This is a genomic window from Acidovorax sp. YS12, assembly GCA_021496925.1.
In the GTDB taxonomy this organism is placed as follows: Bacteria; Pseudomonadota; Gammaproteobacteria; order Burkholderiales; family Burkholderiaceae_C; genus Paenacidovorax.
The window spans coordinates 1,920,467-1,938,077 of sequence record CP053915.1 but is presented as its reverse complement, the minus strand read 5'-3'; the positions used below and the strand labels follow the sequence as shown (position 1 = coordinate 1,938,077).

Genomic DNA, 17,611 nt, shown 5'->3' with positions numbered 1-17,611 from the left:
TATTCGTTCCATTTTTTCTTTAGGCCCTCCGGCTTGCCGGGGCGGCTGCGCGCTGCCTGCCATGGCCGTTCCTCGGGGCATGCATCTGGTTTCGTTTTTGACAAATACGATAAAAATGATAAACTTCACGGAGTTGCACATCTTTTATCGTTTTTATCGAGTCGAGATCCCTGTATGTCCCTTCGCAATCTAAAAATAAGTACCCGTCTGGCCCTGGGCTTTGGCCTGCTCATCGCAACGATGCTCACCATGGTGGCTGTGGGCCTGCTGCAGCTCGGCAGCCTGCTCGAAACCAACCGCCAGATCATCGAGCGCGAGTGGGTGAAGGCCGAGGCGTCGAACACGCTCAGCTCCATCGCCCAGGCGAACGCGCGCCGCACCATCGAAATCTATTTCGCCGAGACCGGCGCCCAGCGCGCGCAAAAGCGCGCCGAGATCCTGGCGGGCCGCGAGACCTTCGTGCAGGCCTTCAAGACGCTGCAGGAGCTGGTCTACAAGGACGAGGGCAAGCAGTTCCTGAGCGAGGCCGAGGCCGCGCGCGGCCGCTACGTCACCTCGCAGGCCAAGTTCAACGAGCTGGTGGACGCAGGCCGCAAGGAAGAGGCCTTCGCCGAGCTGCAGGAGCACACGCTGGTGGAGCTGGCGACGGTGCAGGACCGTGTGGACCGCCTGGCCAAGCTGCAGGAGCGGCTGGTGAACGAGGCCGGCGCCCGCGCCAAGGCCGAGGCGCAGTTCGCGCGCATGCTGCTGCTCGGCCTGGGAGCCGGCGGCCTGGTGGCCGGGCTGCTGCTGGCGGTGTGGATCATGCGCTCCATCACAGTCCCGCTGCGGCAGGCCGTGCGCGTGGCCCAGGCCGTATCGGGTGGCGACCTGCGCAGCCAGATCGAAGTGCACAGCCGGGACGAGGCGGGCCAGCTGCTGCAGGCGCTGCAGCACATGCAGGAAAGCCTGGTGCAGGTGGTGTGCAAGGTGCGCGAAGGCTCGGAGAGCGTGGCCACCGCCAGTGCGCAGATCGCCCAGGGCAACCAGGATCTGTCCGCGCGCACCGAGGGCCAAGCCAGCGCGCTGCAGGAGACGGCGGCCTCGATGGAGCAGCTCAACACCACGGTGCGCCAGAACGCGGACAACGCGCGCCAGGCCAACCAGCTGGCGCAAAGCGCCTCCTCGGTGGCGGCCCAGGGGGGCGAGGTGGTGGCCGACGTGGTGCGCACCATGAAGGAGATCAACGACAGCGCGCGCCGGATCGCCGACATCATCCAGGTGATCGACAGCATCGCCTTCCAGACCAACATCCTGGCGCTCAATGCCGCCGTGGAGGCGGCCCGGGCGGGCGAGCAGGGCCGGGGGTTCGCTGTGGTGGCGACCGAGGTGCGCGCGCTGGCCGGGCGCAGCGCCGAGGCGGCCCGGGAGATCAAGGATCTGATCGGCACCAGCGTGGACCGCGTGGATACGGGGTCGGCGCTGGTGGACCGTGCCGGCGAGACGATGGCCGAGGTGGTGCAGGCCATCGGGCGGGTGACTGGCATCATGGGCGAGATCAGTGCCGCCAGCACCGAGCAGAGCCAGGGCGTGGACCAGGTCAACGAGGCGGTGACGCAGATGGACCAGGCCACGCAGCAGAACGCCGCCCTGGTCGAGGAAATGGCCGCTGCCGCCGCCAGCCTGAACAACCAGGCCCAGGAACTGGTGCAGACCGTGGCCGTTTTCGATCTGGGGCAGGCCGGCGCGGGACGCGTGCGCGCCTGGGCCGCGCCGCAATGACGTTGCACACACCTTCCTTGATGCTGGCCAACACCGTGCTCACCGCCACCCTGGCGGTGTGCCTGGGCCTGGTGGCGCGGCGCGACCGTGCCGACGGCTTGTTCTACTGGGGACTCGCGCTCGCGGCGCACTGCGCCGCGTACGTGCTGTACATGCTGCGCGGGCAGGTCGGCGACTGGTTCTCCGTGGTGCTGGCCAATATGCTGCTGGCCGGCGCCTTCGCGCTCATGCAGGAAGGGCTGTACCAGTTCCAGGGGCGCAAGGCGCCGCGCTGGTGGATATGGCTGCCCGTGCCGGCGCTGGGCGCGCTGTTCGCCATGCTGCTGGGCCACATCCATGCCCGCGTCGTGGTGCTGGCCTGCGCGCTGTGCCTGCAGTTCGCGCAGTTCGCCGTGGCCATGGGCCAGCGCTGGGCCGAAACGCCGGGGCGCGGCAAGTTCTTCGTGATGGCGGGCCTCGCCTTGTCGGCGCTGGCCTTGGTGGTGCGCGCGGCGGCGGCGGTGGCGGGGCGGCTGGAGATGGACTCCATCACCGACTCGGGCTCCTTGCAGACGCTGGTCTTCGCCATGGCGGCGGTGGCGATGATCCTCGCCAACTTCGGTATCGTGGTGATGATCAAGGAGCGTGCCGATGCGCGCAACCACACGCTCGCCTTCATGGATGAGCTGACCGGGCTGCACAACCGGCGGCATGTCCTGCAGGCGCTGGAGCAGCAGATCGCCTGGGCCTGCCGGGCGCGGCAGCCGCTGTCGCTGCTGTTGCTGGACGTGGATTTCTTCAAGCGCATCAACGACACCCTGGGCCACCTCAGCGGCGACCAGGTGCTGCGCGATCTGGCCGCGGGCCTGCGCGGCCATCTGCGCGCCTGCGACATCGCGGGGCGCTGGGGCGGCGAGGAGTTCATCATCGTGCTTCCTGGCACCGGCGCGGCCGGGGCCGCTGCCCTGGCGGAGCGGCTGCGCGGCGCGGTGGAGGCCGGGCGCTTCGTGATGCCCGATGGCACCGTGCTCCCCGTGACCGTGAGCATCGGCCTGCACACCCTGCATCCCGTGGCGGCCGATGCCACGGTCGATAGTCTGCTGGGGCTGGCCGATCGTGCGCTGTACCGTGCCAAGGCACTGGGGCGTAACCGTGTCGAGGTAGCGTAGGCACGCGGCGGCGCGTTGCCGCCGGCCGCTGCGGATCAGCCGGGCTGGGAGGGCGTGTGCTGTGCCATGAAGGCGCGCAGCTGCTGGCGCAGCCGCTGCCAGCCGCCGCGCATTTCCGCGGTCGCGCCTGCGGCCGCGTGCGCTTCGATCTCGCGCGCTTCCTGGGCCGCATGTTGCTGGCCCAGCATGGTCAGCACCGACTTGAGGCTGTGGGCCACGCGCTGCAGGGCGGGTGCGTCGTGGGCCCGTGCGGCGGCGTCGCCTTGCGCCAGGTCGTTGCCGAACTGGGCGAGGCAGCTTGCCAGGTAGGCCTGGTAGAGGCCGTGGTCGCCGCCGAAGAACGCCGCCACCGGGTCCTGGGCGCTGGTTTCGGCGGCCGGCTCGGGTGGCAGGCCGGTGGGCAGCGGGCCGGCCTGCATGGCGTCCTGCAATGCTTCGCGCACGGTTTCGAGCAGCAGCCCCACGCCGACGGGCTTGGCCAGGACCCGCCAGGCGCCCTGGCTCTGGAGTTGGCGCTGCAGGGCGGCGTCCACCGCGCCGCTGAAGACGATGGTGCGGCAGCCCGTGCCGTCTTGCGTGGGCAGCGACGGCAGCAGATCCTGGCCCGAACCGTCGGGCAGTGCCAGGTCCATCAGCACCAGTTGCACGGAGGTGTGCCCGAGCAGCGCCCGCGCTTCGGCCAGCGTGCCGCACGGCAGCAGCTGCAAGGGCAGGGATTCGAGCGCCAGCGCCACGAAGCGGCGCACCGCCGGGTCATCCTCAAGCAAGAGTACGCGGGGCAGGGCCATGGCGGTTTCAGCCGGCACCGTCGAGGCAGGCCTTGAGCAGTGGGGGCAGCTCTTGCACCATCTGCGGCTTGTGCACCACGGGCAGCCCGGTCAGCGCAAAGGCATAGACCCCGCGCTGGGCTTCGTCCAGCGAGGTGACCACGATCAGGCGGCTGCGCTGGAATTGGGGGTGCGAGCGCAGCCGGGCGATCAGCGTGGCGCCGTCGATGCCGGGCAGCAGGATGTCCACCAGGAGCACGTCGGGCTGCAGCTCGCCGGCCATGGCCAGGCCGACGAAGCCGTCCTCTGCCACGTGCAGGTCGACGTGCGGAAAGTTGTGGGCCATCAGCAGGCGCACCAGGTTCTGGAAATGGGCGGAATCCTCGATCAGCAGGACGCGCGGGCGGCGCTGTGCCGGTGGGGGGGGCGCCTTCGCTGGCGCTGGATGGCTTGGGAGCGCTGGCCGTGGACAGCGGTTGGGCCGGCGGCTGGGATGGCGCCGCCGCGGCGCTCGCAGGGCGGCCCTGGTGATGTTCCAGCCATTGCTGTACCGAGGCGCGCGTGATGCGGCGGTGGCCGCCAGGCGTCTTCCAGGCCTGCAGCTCGCCACGATCCACCATGAGCTGCACCGAGCGCACGGCCAGACCGAGTGCCTGCGCCACGTCGCGTGTGCTGCACTCTTCGGGAAGGGCATTGAGCAAATCTTTTTCCATCGAAGGCAAATTCTATCAATAAAAAAGAGCAAATATGATAGATTCGATAAGTAACAAACTGTTGAATTTCCACCATGAGCAAGCGCATCCTGATCGTCGAAGACCACGCGGACATTCGCAAGCTGGTTCGCCTGACCCTGGAGTTCGAGGACTACGAAATCCACGAGGCCGCGAACGCCGACGAGGGGCTGGAGGCGGTGCGGCGGCTGCGCCCCGACCTGCTGCTGCTGGACGTCATGATGCCGGGCAAGCTGAATGGGCTCGACCTGTGCCGGCTGGCCAAGACCGATCTGGCGCTCGGCCGCCCCCAGGTGGTGTTGCTCACGGCGCGTGGGCAGAGCCAGGACGTGGAGGCCGGCATGAACGCGGGCGCCGACGCCTACCTGCTCAAGCCCTTCAGCCCGCTCAAGCTGATCGAGACCATCGACACGCTGGGCGCACAACCCACGGAGCTGCCATGATCCTGCCCAGCGGCGCGGCCACGCAGTTCGACCCCGCGGCGGCCGAACAGATGGAGAAGATCATCTGCGACCTGGGCCGCATGTACCACGAGCGCAACGAGGCGCTGCAGGAAGTGGCGCGCGCCCACCACGAGTCCCTGTTCCTGCTGGCCATGGCGGCTGAATACAAGGACGACGACACCGGCGTGCACATCGTGCGCATCGGCTTCCTGGCCGAGGCGCTGGCGCTGTACCTGGGCCAGTCCCGGTCCTATGCCCTGCTGCTGCGCAAGGCCGCGCCGATGCACGACGTGGGCAAGATCGGCATCCCCGACAGCGTGCTGAAGAAGCCCGGCAGCCTCACGCCCGAGGAGCGCCAGGTGATGAACCGGCACGTGACCATCGGCGCGGACATCCTGGGCAAGTCGCGCATCGCGCTGTTCCAGATGGCCTCCGAGGTGGCGCTCACGCACCATGAGCGCTGGGACGGCCAGGGCTATCCGCGGCAGCTCGCGGGCACTGCCATTCCGCTGTCGGGGCGGATCGTGAGCGTCGTCGATTTCTATGATGCGCTCACCATGGACCGCGTCTACCGCCCCGCCTTCACGCACGAGCAGGCGCTGGAGATGCTGCAGGAGCAGCGCGGCAAGGCGTTCGATCCGGTGATCGTGGACTGCTTCATGCGCCACAGCACCGAGCTGCTGGCCCTGCGCCTGAGCATCACCGAGTGCCGCATGAATTTCGCCGATCTGGTCCAGGCGGAGCAGCCCGCATCATGAAGGACGGGCGCTTCCCCTTGGCCGGGCGCGCGGCGCTGCTCTGCCTGATGGCGCTCTGGGCCAGCCTGGCCGGCTCGCAGGGGCGCGCGGGCGAGGTGCTCGCGCGCGTGCGCACCAGTGGCGAGCTCAAGGTGTGCATCTGGCCCGGCTACCAGGGCATCACCTGGCGTGAGCCGCGTTCGGGCCGCCTCGGCGGGCTGGACATCGAGATGGCCGAGGCGCTGGGGGCCGACCTGCACCTGCCGGTGGTGTTCGTGGACTCGTCCTTTCCCGCGCTGGTGCCCGACCTTCTGGGCAACCGCTGCGACGTGGCCATGTTCGGCATCGCCATGCTGCCCGGGCGCATGGAGAAGCTGGCGTTCTCCACCCCCTACCTGCACAGCGACATCCACGCCATCAGCATGCGCACCAGCCGCGTGGTGCGGCAGTGGGCCGACATCGACCAGCCCGGCGTGCTCGTCGGCGTGCAGGCGGGCACGTTCATGGAGCCGGTGATGCGCGAGCGCCTGCGCCACGCCAGCCTGGTGGCCATAACGCCGCCGCTCACGCGCGAACGCGAACTCCTGGCGGGCCGCATCGATGTCTTCATGACAGACTACCCCTACGGCCATGCGCTGGCCGGGAATGTGGACTGGGCGGCGCTGATCGCGCCGCCCCGGCCTTTCCATGCGCTGCCCTACGCCTATGCCAGCAAGCCCGGCGACGCCGAGTGGCTGGCGACGCTCAATGCCTTCGTGGCGCGGATCCGCCAGGACGGCCGCCTGGCCGCCGCGGCCCGGCGCCATGGCCTCGAATCCATCACCTTGCCTTGACGGCTGACTGCTGCCCATGCCTTCGTTTTTCCTGCGCTATGCGCGCCTGTTGCAGTTGCCGCGCCGCCGCGTGCTGGCGGTGGGCGGGGCCCTGATCCTGGGCGTGCTCGCCGGCACCATGGTGCTGATGTGGCGCGGGCTGGACGACATGAAGCAGCGCGACCAGCAGCGGCTCGAACTGATGGCGAGCGTGCTCGACGCCCATGTCAGCCAGGTCTTCGAGGTCGGCGGCCAGGCGCTGGACAACCTGGCCAACAGCCTGCTGCAGGCGCCCGATGCGCTCGACCGGCTCGAAGCCCAGCAGCAGTACTACCTGCAGAGCCTGCCGTTCCTGCGCAGCCTGGCGCTGGTGAGTCCGCAGGGCCGGGTGCTGGTCTCGACCCAGCAGGCGGACCGGGGCGGCCAGGTGGATCTGCAGCGCCTGCTGACCCAGCCCGTGCTGGGCGAACGAATGGCCATCGGCCCGTGGACGCCTGGCCGGACCTTGACGGAGAAGGTGCCGCAGGGCGCGCCTTCGCGCCTGGGCTTCATTCCGCTGCTGCGCCGCGTGCCACTGCCGAACGGGCGGCATGTGCTGCTGGTGGCGCAGTTCAGTCCCGACGCTCTGGCGCAGTACCAGCAGCAATTGCTGGACATGAGCCCCCCGGGCACGGGCGTTTATCTGGCGCTGGATGACGGCCGTTTGCTCAGCCATGTAGGCAGCGATGCCCTGGCGCAGGGCGCCAGCCTGGGTGGACACGTCTACTACGGCATGGACGCGGCGCGCAAGGGTGTCTATGGGCCGGTGCAGTCCCTTGGCGGGCGCAGCCTGGGCGCCTGGCACCGCGCGGCCAGCCAGCCGCTGGTCAGCCTGGTGGAGCAACCCTATGCCTCGACCCTGCGGCGCTGGCTGCTTACCCTGCGCGGGCCGCTGGCCTTCATGGCGCTGGCGCTGGCGCTCATCGGCCTGATGACCTTCAGCGCCTGGCGCAATGCCCGCGCGCGCGAAGCGGCCCGGCGCGAGCGCGACGAGGCGCTGCAGGAGATCGCGCGGCGCGAGCAGGAACTGTCGGTGCTGTTCAAGAGCGTGCAGGACCTGATCTTCCGCACCGACCCGCAGGGCACCCTGCGTTTCGTCAATGCGCGCTGGCACGCGATGACGCAGCAGAGTCCCGAATCGGCAAGAGGCCGGCACTTGCGCGACATGGTGCTGCCCGAGTGCCGCGAGAGGATCGAGTCATTGTTCGCCCCCGGGCAGCCCCCGGGCGTGCGCACCGTGCAGGCCCGGCTCATGGGGGCCAGCGGCGAGATCCGGGTGCTCGATATCTCGGTGGTGCCCCTGCTGGCGCGCGATGGGCGGCTGCGCGGATTTGCCGGCAGCGCCGCCGACGTCACCACGCTGCTGGCCACGCAGATGCACCTGCAGGAGCAGTTGGCGTTCAGCAGCCAGTTGCTGGAGTCGAACCCGCTGCCGGTTTGCCTGATCGACCTGCAGGGCCATTTCCTCATGGTCAACCAGGCCTGGGAGCACTTCATGGGGCTGCCGCGCGACCAGGTGCTGGGGCGGCACAACCGGGAGTTTCTGCCGCCGCAGGAGGCGCAGGCCTATGACGCGCACAACGACGAGCTGCTGCGCGTTGGCGGCCAGATGCGCTACGAGGAGCGCCTGCACCGCCCCGATGGCAGTGTGCGCGACGTGCAGGTGACCAAGGTGCGCCTGCTGTCCCACCAGGGCGAGCCGATCGGCCTGCTGATCGTGAAGATGGACATCACCGACTATCTCGCGGCACGCGACCTGGCCGAGCAGGCTTCGCGCGCCCAGAGCGAGTTCGTGGCCAACATCAGCCATGAGCTGCGCACGCCGCTGCAGTCCATCCTGGGCTTTTCGGAACTGGGCATGCTGCGCGGCCGCCAGCACGAGAAGCTGGCCGCGATGTTCGGCGACATCCATGCCGCCGGGCAGCGCATGCTGGAGCTGGTCAACGACCTGCTTGACATGTCCAAGATCGAGAGCACGGTGGGCGCCTTCCATTTCGAGCCCCATGATGTGCGCGACATCATCGAGGCGGTGGCGGCCGAACTGGCGTCCCAGCTGCAGGCCAAGCGATTGGCGCTGCAACTGCAGTTGGGCCGCATCCCCCTGGAGGCCAAGATCGACCCGGTGCGCTTTGCCCAGGTGGTCCGCAACGTGCTGGCGAACGCCGTGAAGTTCTCGCCCGAGGGGCGGGCCATCCAGATCAGTGCCGGTTTGCCGGATGATTTCACCATCCATATCGCGGTACGCGACCAGGGGCCGGGCATTCCGCCGGCGGAGCTGGAGGCGGTGTTCCAGGCCTTCGTGCAGTCGAGCAAGACCCGCGACGGGTCCGGCGGCACGGGCCTCGGGCTGGCCATCTGCCAGAAGATCGTCACCGCGCACGGTGGCCACATCCACGCGGCGAATGCGCCCGACGGCGGCGCGATTTTCCATATCAGCCTGCCCACCGCGGGCTATACCGACACCATGCCGGCGGCGCTGCAATGAAATCGGTCACGTATTGGCGCCGCTGGCGGGGTGGGCCGGGCAGCGTCTACTGGGTCGTCGCCTGTGCGTTCAGCGCCCTGGTGCTCCTGGGCGGGTGGGCGGCCATCGCCGGGCTGCTGCGCTGGCAGTGGCAGGAGACGCTGCAGGCGGAGATGCGGCAGAACACCAACACGGCCATGGCGCTGAAGGAGCACACGCTGCGCATCCTCGACACCGTGGACCAGGCCATGCTGCGGCTGGGGCGCGGGGTGGAGGCGGCCGGGTTCGACAGCCGGGAGGTCGTGCGCATCGCCAACGAAACGGGCATGGTGCCGCACATCCTGACGCAGCTGTCGTTCGTGGGGAGCGATGGGCGGTTCGTCGGCAGCAACCTTGACCCCGATGGCACGCGCAGCCAGCATGTGAGCCTCATGGAGCGTGACCACATCCGTGTGCATTTGGCACCCAGCGTCCCCTCGCTGCCGCCGCCGGGCATGCTGCACGACGGCTTGTTCTTCAGCCAGGCGCTGCGTGGCAAGGTGTCCGGAGTCTGGGCCATCCAGATGTCGCGCAAGGTCGTTTCCGCCGACGGCCGGACGCTGGGCGTGGTGGTGGCGTCGCTGAACCAGAGCCATTTCACCGACGTGTACCGTGGCGTGCAACTGGGCAGCCAGGGGGGCGTCGTGCTTGCGGGGCTGGATGGCGCGGTGCGGGCTCGCGTCATTGGCGGCGCGAGTACCGAGACTGGCATGTGGCTGCCGGAGTCCCTGGTACGGATACTGCGGGCGCAGGACCATGGGGCCAGCCTGTCGGCGTCTTCCGACAGGCTGGAGCGCGTCATCGGCTATAGCCGGATCGGTGCCTATCCCTTGGCCGTGCTGAGCGGCACTTCGCAGGAGGAGGCGTTTGCCTCATGGCGTGCCACCCGCAACATCGTGCTGTTGCTCTCGGCATTGTTGACGGTGGCCGTGGTGGCTTTTGTTTCGGTATTCCTGAACAGCGTCCAGCGGCTGGCACGGAGCCATGCCGCGCTGCAGCGCAGCGAGGCGCAAGCGCAGCGCGCGAATCAGGCCAAGAGCGAATTCCTGGCGGCCATGTCGCACGAGTTGCGCACGCCGCTGACCAGCATACGGGGCTTTGCCGAACTCATGGAGCTGCGCAGCAGCGAGGTGCGGGTGCGTGAGCAATCGGGCTTGATCCGCCAGGCGGCCGAGCACCTGAATGCCTTGCTGACTGAAATTCTCGACCTGGCCAAGATTGAGGCAGGGGCGATGCCGACCCACATGGAGCCCGTGGCACTGCGGCCACTGCTGCGCGAGGTGGCCGACCTGTTCCGTGTCAGCGCCGTTTCCAAGAACCTGGCGCTGCACATGAGCGTGTCGGCGCAATTGCCCGCCACGCTGGTGACCGACCGGCTCAAGCTCAAGCAGATGATCAACAACCTGCTGTCCAACGCGATCAAGTTCACAACCGAGGGCAGCATCAGCCTGGAGGCCGAGCTTGCGCCGGATGCGCGCCATGTGCGGATCCATGTCCGCGACACAGGCTCCGGCATTCCTGCGGAGCAGCAGGCCCGGATCTTCGAGAAATTCAGCCAGGGCCATGCGCACATCAGCTACGAGCATGGAGGAACCGGGCTGGGCCTGTCGCTTTCGCGTGCATTGGCCGAGCTGGTGGGCGGGCAGTTGACGCTGGAGTCGCAGGTGGGCAAGGGATCGACGTTCACCATCACGCTGCCCTTGCCTTCGGCTGACGTTCTCTAGATCCTTTGCGCGGGGCGTGGTCCGCTCCATAGATCGAGTGGCGGGTCCGCGGCCACGGCGCGCAGGATATCGGTGCGCGAAATGAAGCCTTCGAGCTGGCCTGCGGCATCGGTCACGGGCAGTCCGGGCAAATCCGCATCGATCAGCACGCGAGCAACGCGGCGCAGCTCCGTGCCGCTGTCCACCGTGGGGACCGGGCTGACCATCACCTCGGCGGCGGTGCGCTGCGCCAGGGCCTGGTGCTGCGTGTCGGGCGCGGGGAGAAGCTCCAGCGGTGCCATGTCGGCGCGCAAGAGCAGGCCGACGACCTGCCCTTCGGGAGATGTCACGGGGGCTTGGCCCAGGTTGCGTTCGGCCAGGCGCTGCCATGCTTCGCCGATGGACATGTCGGGAGGGATGGTGAGCATGCTCCGGCTCATCACGTCGCGCACGTGGGTCAGGGGCTGCCGCGGCTCCTGTGGCCCTTGCGCCGTCTGGGTGTATGCGGCCACCGCGTCCTGCACCAGTGGCCGGGGGGCAGGGGCTTGCGGCGGCGGGAAGAATGGCACGGGGCCGTTTTCCTCGATGTTGGTGCTTTGCATCTGCACCGCGCGTGTGCGCTGCAGGCGCCGCACGGGCCCGACTTGGGCGAGCTGGTCAGCGCTGCCCCGGAACATCTGGCCGCCTGGGCCGAACACAAAGAACATGCCCCCTCCTTGATGCGCCTCCCAGCGTGGCAGGCCGTGGCTATGTTACCGGCTACGGTGTGCCACCCCTAGAATTGCGGCCTATGCTAGACATCCTCCTCCTTCGCAAAGACCTTGCGTCCACCGTCGCCCGGCTGGAAACCCGCAAGAAGCCGCAGTCCTTCCTGAATGTGGAAGTCTTCCAGTCGCTTGAGTCAGAGCGCAAGACCATTCAGACGCGTACGGAAGAGCTGCAATCCCAGCGCAATCAGCTGTCCAAGCAGATCGGCATGCTCATGGGCAAGGGGGACAAGGAAGCCGCCGAGGCAGCCAAGGCCCAGGTGGGCGCGATCAAGGATGCACTGGATGGATCGGCGGAGCGCCTGGAGCAGATTCAAGCCGAACTACAGGCCATGCTGGCGGCTGTACCCAACCTGCCGCACGGGAGCGTGCCGGTAGGCGCGGATGAGGCCGGCAATGTGGAGGTGCGCCGCTGGGGTACGCCGAAGACGTTCGATTTTGCCGCCAGGGACCATGTGGATCTGGGCGAGCCGCTGGGGCTGGATTTCGATATGGGCGTGAAGCTTTCCGGCTCGCGCTTCACCGTGATGAAGGGCGCCATCGCGCGCCTGCACCGTGCTCTGGCGCAGTTCATGCTTGATACGCAGACGGGTGCGCATGGCTATACCGAGTGCTACGTACCCTATGCGGTCAATGCCGATTCGCTCAAGGGAACGGGCCAGTTGCCCAAGTTCGAGGCGGATTTGTTCGCCGCCAAGAAGGGGGGGCAGGACGGCGAGCCGGTGCCCGACAACGCGGCCCTGTACCTCATTCCCACCAGTGAAGTCCCGCTGACCAACTTCGTGCGCGACGTGGTGCTGCAGGAAGCCGAACTGCCCATCAAGCTCACGGCACACACCCCGTGCTTTCGCTCCGAGGCCGGCAGCTATGGCCGCGATACGCGCGGCATGATCCGCCAGCACCAGTTCGACAAGGTCGAGATGGTGCAAATCGTCCATCCGGACAAGAGCTATGACGCGCTGGAGGAAATGACCGGCCATGCGGAGGCCATTCTGCAAAAGCTGGAGCTTCCCTACCGGGTGGTGAGCCTGTGCACGGGTGACATGGGCTTTGGCGCTGCGAAGACCTACGACCTGGAAGTATGGCTGCCGGCCCAGGCAACTTACCGGGAAATCAGCTCGGTGAGCAATTGCGAGGCTTTCCAGGCACGGCGCATGCAGGCCCGCTTCAAGAACGCGCAAGGCAAGAACGAGCTCGTGCACACGCTCAATGGATCGGGCCTGGCGGTCGGGCGGACGCTGGTGGCGATTCTGGAGAATCATCAGAATGCGGACGGCAGCATTGCGGTGCCCCAGGTGCTGCGGCCTTACATGGGCGGGCTTGAAGTGCTCAAGCCTTGAGGCGTAAAGGTCTTGCCGCCAGATCGCAAGAATTGCAGATATAATGCTAGCTTCGGCTCACAGGAGAGGTGGCAGAGTGGTCGAATGTACCTGACTCGAAATCAGGCGTAGGGGTGACCCTACCGAGGGTTCGAATCCCTCCCTCTCCGCCAATAAATAGCCCCAAGTGGTTGATTCACTTGGGGTTTTTTATTTTCTGCGTGTTTTAGTATGCACAACCAGTGTGCCATGGCACATTGACTGGCTACGACCTGGCGCGCTTCATTTGCGGCCAGGATACCGGAATCGAAAGCATGCACTGCCCCCACATGGCGGGGCAACGTCAAAGCGCAAGAACGCCCGGCGGTGCCGTTCTTCAACCGAAGAAGGGTACGCTCGGACGCGATGAACCCACACGACAGTCTCTCGACCTCTTTCCTTGCCGTCCCCCATGCCGTCTCCCGCCTGCGCGCCGAGCGCCTGGCGCGTAGCAGCAAGCCGTTTTTGGCGCGGGGCGGCCCCAAAGGTGATCGCTGCCCTGGCTGCCGCCTGGTGCCTAGCCACTGCCTGTGCGGTGTCCGACCTGTGGTTCCTACGCGCGCGGGGGTGTGCTTGTTGATGGCCGATATTGAGCCCCTCAAGCCAAGCAATACCGGCTGGCTGATTGCTGACGTGGTACCCGACACCTTTGCCTTTGGCTGGGCGCGTACCGAGGTGGCCCCCGGGTTGTTGGCGCTGCTGGCCGACCCGCAGTGGGAGCCGCTGGTGGTGTTCCCGGGCGAGTTCGCACAGGCTGAGCGGGTGGTGACGACGGTGAGCGCCTGCGCACCGGGCGGCCTAGCCACTGCCAAACGCCCTTTGTTGGTGCTGCTGGACGCCACATGGCCCGAGGCCCGCAAGATGTTCCGCAAAAGCCCCTATCTGAACCACTTGCCTGTTTTGAGTCTGGCGCCCGAGCAGGTGTCACGCTATGTGCTGCGCCACTCCAGGCGTGGCGACCATTTCTGCACCGCTGAGGTGGCCGCACTGTGCCTGGAATTGGCGGGTGACTCCCATGCCGCGCTGACGCTGGATGCCTATCTGGACGTGTTCAGCCACCACTACCTGCAGGCGAAACGCCAGTTGCCACCGCAGTGGGAGGGGAATGCACACCAGCGCCTGCGGGCTCTGGCGCGAGGGGCGGAGGCATTCGCGGTTTCCTCGTCCCGAGAAGGCGGTACCAAAATGCCAAGCCTACGCATTGCACCAGCGCTCACCTGACACCTGCGCCTGCCCCAGCCCCAGCACCAGATCCCACTACAGATGCCGGATATACGACTGCAGGTTTTTTACCCTTTGGTCCCCAATCAATCAGGCTCTTGCTGCTGTGGGGGAGTCCATATACGCACTCTCAGGGCTTCGGCCTTTCACAGCGGGGACGCAATGCCGTTCGTGAAATCTTTGGCCTCGCCTTTGAGGAGCAGCTTGTCGCCCAGTGCGGCCTTCAGTTTGTCCCGATGCCCACGCCAATTAGCACCATTCTTCTGGTCATTGTCGAAGCCAAAGACAACAAGTCTTACTTCGCTCTGAATACCAAAATTGGGCAGTTCGCGCATCGCGGTCTGCATTGGTGCGTAGCGTTCCCTGACCCCATCCAGGGTAATAAGGTTTTCGCAGACCGTCCGGTACGACTCGATAAGCGCCAGCTGCTCGCTTCGCAAGAAGGATTCGTAGCGGCGTAGTTGGTCAAGGACAGGAACATCTGTCCCCCAGGCCCTCAGCTCTTTATTGGAAAACTGTTTGGCCTCGTAAAAGACAACCTCCAACCCTGCAGGCTTTTGACGTAGCGCCGCGAAATCAATACGGTTTGCCTTGATGCTACCTGTCCTCTCGTTTCCAGCACCAAAGGCGATTTCTACATCGATAACGTTGGGGTTGCTCATCACGATCTGGTGTACCCCAGATTTCTCGCCGCCCGAATAGGCATCGGCAGCGCGTTTCAGTGCCTGCAAGTTTGAGAGGTTCGACTGGAACAGGTCTGCGTGCGATTCGATAAGCGCCTGTCCGCCCACGACCTTGACGTAGGGGCGCAGGGCTTCCGGGGCAAGCAGGTACTTGTAATGCGTTTCGCCGACCAACTCATCGCCTTCCAGCCACAACTTGAGTAAGCTGGAGCCGTTCAGATAGACATTGATGTAGTCCTTGCGGACCGCGATGAACAGATCACGGTCATCGGCAATGGTCTGCCACCACCCTCCCTTGCTGTATTCGGCATTCAGCCGTTCCACAAACTTGGCGCCGATCCCTCGCTGAAATTTCGACATAAGCCTCCCCCGTTAAGCGTAGTTACGACCCAACGTCGTATTGATATTTCTATAGGCAAGATGATACCTAACGAAGCCAGGTTTTGAAGAAAATCAACGTGTTTTTTAAAAAATAATTTCTCAACCGGTGCGACGATTTTTAAAATTTTCTTGTCAGTGAAAAGCTAACGGTTCTTGGTGCGCCAAGCATGAACGAGTTTCCAATGGCTCCGACAATCCAATAATGCTTGTTTGTAACATTAGAAACGCTGAGGCGGGCAATCAAAGGAGAGCCGTCAAAGCGCGTTTCATATCTCAAGCCCGCATCAACCACTGTGTAGGAAGGAACATCGATCCGGTGGCCGCTGATCGTTTCCGTATCTTTCAGGTTGATGGAGCCCACATGAGAAAATCCACCCGTCAAATAAATTCCATTTAATTTTCTGACCCTGTATTCAGCATACATTGATAACTTGCGGTTCGCCACTGCGGCAGGTCTTCTTCCTTGGTCATGCGGGGTATTTGTTTTTTTCACTGTGGCATCAACAAATGTTCCGCCGCCATACACGGTAAGACGGTTGCTGATTTTTCCTGTCGCAGTCAGCTCAATTCCCTTATGCTCTTGCCTCCCGTTTTGATCAATTGTCATACTGCCATTGTCATGGTATTGGGTATAGCTATTGGCTCTATTGATTTTGAAAAGAGCCGCCGTAAGCAGTAATTTCCCCAAGTCTGCTTTTGCGCCTACTTCCAGTTGTTTGCTGATGGTGGGAGAAAGAACCTGGCCAGCATTGGTATATCTTGGGTCGCTCGGAACACTGGGGCCTGCCTCAAGTGATTCAAGATAAGAGACATAGGTCGTGATGTTTGATTTTGGCTTATAGATGATCGATGCCGATGGGGTGTTCGCTGACTTGTTGTATTGCGAAATTTGAACGCCTGCTGGATTGTACATCCGGGTATTGATATTAGAGTGATTCAGTCCCGCCAGAATCATCCATTGGTCGTTGAATGTGATCTCGTCGCCAATCAGCCAATTCTGATTGGTGTATTTCTTTTCAATATAATATGGCTTGATGCCAATGGCTGGCCAGTCGATAGCAGGGGCATTCAATGCTGCCTCTAAATTCGGAAAAAGCGTTTCATTGTAAGAGTTCCAGTCCTCATGGTAAGATAAGTCGTAACTGTTGTAGTTTGCGCCAAACGTTAATTTGTGTGCTACATTCGCGGTAGAGAATTTCTTATCTGCGTAGACATAGGCTGAATGGTTTTCAGCGCCTGATCGGGCTCTATCCCAATACGCTTGGTATACACTTCCATCAGCCTGAATCCACGGTGTGCCCTGCCTCTGTCTTTCACTATTGGATAAATAATTATAGCTACTGCGTATACTCAGCGACTCGTCTACAGCCCATTGCAACGCGGCACCAACTTTGTCGTTTTCAGTTTCCCAGAAAGTCCATTTGGGATTGAGTGCTTTTCTATTATTCATACTTTCTGCTGAAGGAAGCTGCTTCAATCCCCACATACCAACCGCTCCGGAAACGCCCGATATATGGTATTCCTGGTGAGAAAAATCCAGTTGCACCAATAAATTATCAGTGATATGCCAATCAAAAGCAGCGCTTAGTAGCTTTCTTCGGGTGCTTTGGTCATTTATGGCTGTATCTCCTTCGGTGAACGCTGCATTCAGTCGATAGCCGAATTTTCCTTCTTTGTCCATCGGCCCTCCCGCATCGACGTGGGCGAAATATTGCTCGCCACCATGATTTCCAGCGGTAATGTTCAGAATCGGCGTGGCGGTCGGACGTTTACTTACAAAATTCACCAGGCCGCCCACATTGCCTGCGCCATACAAAAATCCCGAAAGTCCGCTGAGAACTTCAATACGCTCGACATCTTCGATGGTTGATATCAACGACGAGTAGACCGGGATACCATCTCTTGCTGCCGCACCGCCTGAGCTATAGCCCCTTATATAGTGGCCTGTGTATCCATTTGTCGGTGGGGCGGCTTGTTGTACGACGGGGTTGTATTTAATGACGTTATCGGTAGAGCCGGAGATCATGTTCTCCATTAACTCCGAAGACGTTGAGTGGATGGAATACGGGGTATCCAATACCGGTTTATCTCCCCATGGTCCGGTGGTTTTTGTTGTTTCCGGCTTGTACCCGGCCTCCGCGCTCCCTTCCTGCGGTATCGCCACGGCGTCGCTGGAGACCACCACCTCCTTCAGCAGCACGGATGCAGCCTTCCGGATGACGGCCTTGTTGCCGTCGAAATCCACGCTCAGGCCGCTGCCCTGCAGCAGCTTGCGCAAGGCATCGGCGGGCTCCAGCGTGCCGTGCACGGCTGGCGCGGTCTTGCTTTCGAGCAGCGCGGCGTTGCCGCCGATGGACAGCCCCGATTGGCGCGAAAGCTGCTGGATCGAGGTGCTCAGCGGCTGGGCTGGCAGATCGATGACCAGGGGCGCTGCCTGGGCCCATGCGGCCACCAGCGAAAGCATGGCCGCCGCAATGGGGCGGATAGGAGAGATGAAGCGGGAGGAAGGCATGGCGGGTTCCAGTCAAGAGATGCAGATGTGCTCACCTGTACTTGA

The 17,611-nt window shown here is 64.2% G+C and carries 13 protein-coding genes, 1 tRNA gene and 1 pseudogene; 10 read left to right on the top strand and 5 right to left on the bottom strand.

The window, feature by feature from the left end:
* Window positions 1–174: 174 nt before the first annotated feature.
* Both YS110_08765 and YS110_08760 read left to right on the top strand, forming a co-directional pair.
* Window positions 175–1,761, top strand: coding sequence for a HAMP domain-containing protein (locus YS110_08765; protein UJB64826.1), 1,587 nt, complete (start codon window positions 175–177; stop codon window positions 1,759–1,761).
* Window positions 1,758–2,909 carry a GGDEF domain-containing protein gene (locus YS110_08760; GenBank protein UJB64825.1) on the top strand — a complete coding sequence of 384 codons (1,152 nt, stop codon included), beginning with the start codon at window positions 1,758–1,760 and terminating at the stop codon, window positions 2,907–2,909. The genes YS110_08765 and YS110_08760 overlap by 4 nt, the downstream gene beginning before the upstream one ends.
* Window positions 2,910–2,944: 35 nt before the next feature.
* Here YS110_08760 and YS110_08755 read toward each other — a convergent pair whose 3' ends face one another.
* Both YS110_08755 and YS110_08750 read right to left on the bottom strand, forming a co-directional pair.
* Window positions 2,945–3,697, bottom strand: coding sequence for a response regulator (locus YS110_08755; protein UJB64824.1), 753 nt, complete (start codon window positions 3,695–3,697; stop codon window positions 2,945–2,947).
* Between the two features lie 7 nt (window positions 3,698–3,704).
* A pseudogene (locus YS110_08750) lies at window positions 3,705–4,389 on the bottom strand (response regulator).
* A gap of 74 nt (window positions 4,390–4,463) precedes the next feature.
* Between YS110_08750 and YS110_08745 the strand changes: the two are divergent.
* From YS110_08745 to YS110_08725, 5 genes are read left to right on the top strand one after another with little or no spacing between them, the layout of a single operon-like run.
* A complete protein-coding gene (locus YS110_08745; protein ID UJB64823.1) occupies window positions 4,464–4,850 on the top strand; it encodes a response regulator in 387 nt (128 codons plus the stop codon).
* Window positions 4,847–5,608, top strand: a complete 762-nt coding sequence (locus tag YS110_08740) for an HD domain-containing protein (protein UJB64822.1) — start codon at window positions 4,847–4,849, stop codon at window positions 5,606–5,608. Before YS110_08745 ends, YS110_08740 begins: the two co-directional genes overlap by 4 nt.
* Complete coding sequence (locus tag YS110_08735; GenBank protein ID UJB64821.1) at window positions 5,605–6,420, top strand: amino acid ABC transporter substrate-binding protein; 816 nt, start codon at window positions 5,605–5,607, stop codon at window positions 6,418–6,420. Before YS110_08740 ends, YS110_08735 begins: the two co-directional genes overlap by 4 nt.
* A 16-nt stretch (window positions 6,421–6,436) precedes the next feature.
* Entirely contained in the window at window positions 6,437–8,923 is a 2,487-nt protein-coding gene (locus tag YS110_08730) for a PAS domain-containing protein (protein ID UJB64820.1), read from the top strand.
* On the top strand, window positions 8,920–10,665 hold the full coding sequence (locus YS110_08725; GenBank protein UJB64819.1) for a two-component sensor histidine kinase: 1,746 nt from the start codon (window positions 8,920–8,922) through the stop codon (window positions 10,663–10,665). The genes YS110_08730 and YS110_08725 overlap by 4 nt, the downstream gene beginning before the upstream one ends.
* Here YS110_08725 and YS110_08720 read toward each other — a convergent pair.
* Window positions 10,662–11,351, bottom strand: a complete 690-nt coding sequence (locus YS110_08720) for a CBS domain-containing protein (GenBank protein UJB64818.1) — start codon at window positions 11,349–11,351, stop codon at window positions 10,662–10,664. The two genes, YS110_08725 and YS110_08720, sit on opposite strands and share 4 nt — an antisense overlap.
* An 83-nt stretch (window positions 11,352–11,434) precedes the next feature.
* On the opposite strand from YS110_08720, the gene serS reads away from it, so the two are divergent.
* The 3 genes from serS to YS110_08705 all read left to right on the top strand — a co-directional run bounded on the left by serS (window position 11,435) and on the right by YS110_08705 (window position 13,990).
* Window positions 11,435–12,751, top strand: coding sequence for a serine--tRNA ligase (serS, locus tag YS110_08715; protein UJB64817.1), 1,317 nt, complete (start codon window positions 11,435–11,437; stop codon window positions 12,749–12,751).
* Window positions 12,752–12,813: 62 nt separating this feature from the next.
* Window positions 12,814–12,903 (top strand) — tRNA-Ser (locus YS110_08710).
* A gap of 232 nt (window positions 12,904–13,135) precedes the next feature.
* The gene (locus YS110_08705) at window positions 13,136–13,990 is read left to right on the top strand and encodes a DTW domain-containing protein (GenBank protein ID UJB64816.1); all 855 of its coding nucleotides are present in this window, start codon (window positions 13,136–13,138) and stop codon (window positions 13,988–13,990) included.
* Window positions 13,991–14,136: 146 nt separating this feature from the next.
* Here YS110_08705 and YS110_08700 read toward each other — a convergent pair whose 3' ends face one another.
* Together YS110_08700 and YS110_08695 are read right to left on the bottom strand one after the other, a co-directional pair.
* The gene (locus tag YS110_08700; GenBank protein UJB64815.1) at window positions 14,137–15,033 is read right to left on the bottom strand and encodes a hypothetical protein; all 897 of its coding nucleotides are present in this window, start codon (window positions 15,031–15,033) and stop codon (window positions 14,137–14,139) included.
* Window positions 15,034–15,172: 139 nt separating this feature from the next.
* The gene (locus YS110_08695; GenBank protein UJB64814.1) at window positions 15,173–17,566 is read right to left on the bottom strand and encodes a TonB-dependent receptor; all 2,394 of its coding nucleotides are present in this window, start codon (window positions 17,564–17,566) and stop codon (window positions 15,173–15,175) included.
* Window positions 17,567–17,611 lie beyond the last annotated feature (45 nt).

Excerpts from the sequence above, each read along its gene's own strand:
- YS110_08720 (UJB64818.1), bottom strand. The coding sequence starts at position 11,351 with ATGTTCTTTGTGTTCGGCCCAGGCGGCCAGATGTTCCGGGGCAGCGCT.
- YS110_08725 (UJB64819.1), top strand. The coding sequence starts at position 8,920 with ATGAAATCGGTCACGTATTGGCGCCGCTGGCGGGGTGGGCCGGGCAGC.
- serS (UJB64817.1), top strand. The coding sequence starts at position 11,435 with ATGCTAGACATCCTCCTCCTTCGCAAAGACCTTGCGTCCACCGTCGCC.
- YS110_08760 (UJB64825.1), top strand. The coding sequence starts at position 1,758 with ATGACGTTGCACACACCTTCCTTGATGCTGGCCAACACCGTGCTCACC.
- YS110_08730 (UJB64820.1), top strand. The coding sequence starts at position 6,437 with ATGCCTTCGTTTTTCCTGCGCTATGCGCGCCTGTTGCAGTTGCCGCGC.
- YS110_08735 (UJB64821.1), top strand. The coding sequence starts at position 5,605 with ATGAAGGACGGGCGCTTCCCCTTGGCCGGGCGCGCGGCGCTGCTCTGC.
- YS110_08745 (UJB64823.1), top strand. The coding sequence starts at position 4,464 with ATGAGCAAGCGCATCCTGATCGTCGAAGACCACGCGGACATTCGCAAG.
- YS110_08700 (UJB64815.1), bottom strand. The coding sequence starts at position 15,033 with ATGTCGAAATTTCAGCGAGGGATCGGCGCCAAGTTTGTGGAACGGCTG.
- YS110_08705 (UJB64816.1), top strand. The coding sequence starts at position 13,136 with ATGAACCCACACGACAGTCTCTCGACCTCTTTCCTTGCCGTCCCCCAT.
- YS110_08765 (UJB64826.1), top strand. The coding sequence starts at position 175 with ATGTCCCTTCGCAATCTAAAAATAAGTACCCGTCTGGCCCTGGGCTTT.
- YS110_08740 (UJB64822.1), top strand. The coding sequence starts at position 4,847 with ATGATCCTGCCCAGCGGCGCGGCCACGCAGTTCGACCCCGCGGCGGCC.
- YS110_08755 (UJB64824.1), bottom strand. The coding sequence starts at position 3,697 with ATGGCCCTGCCCCGCGTACTCTTGCTTGAGGATGACCCGGCGGTGCGC.
- YS110_08695 (UJB64814.1), bottom strand. The coding sequence starts at position 17,566 with ATGCCTTCCTCCCGCTTCATCTCTCCTATCCGCCCCATTGCGGCGGCC.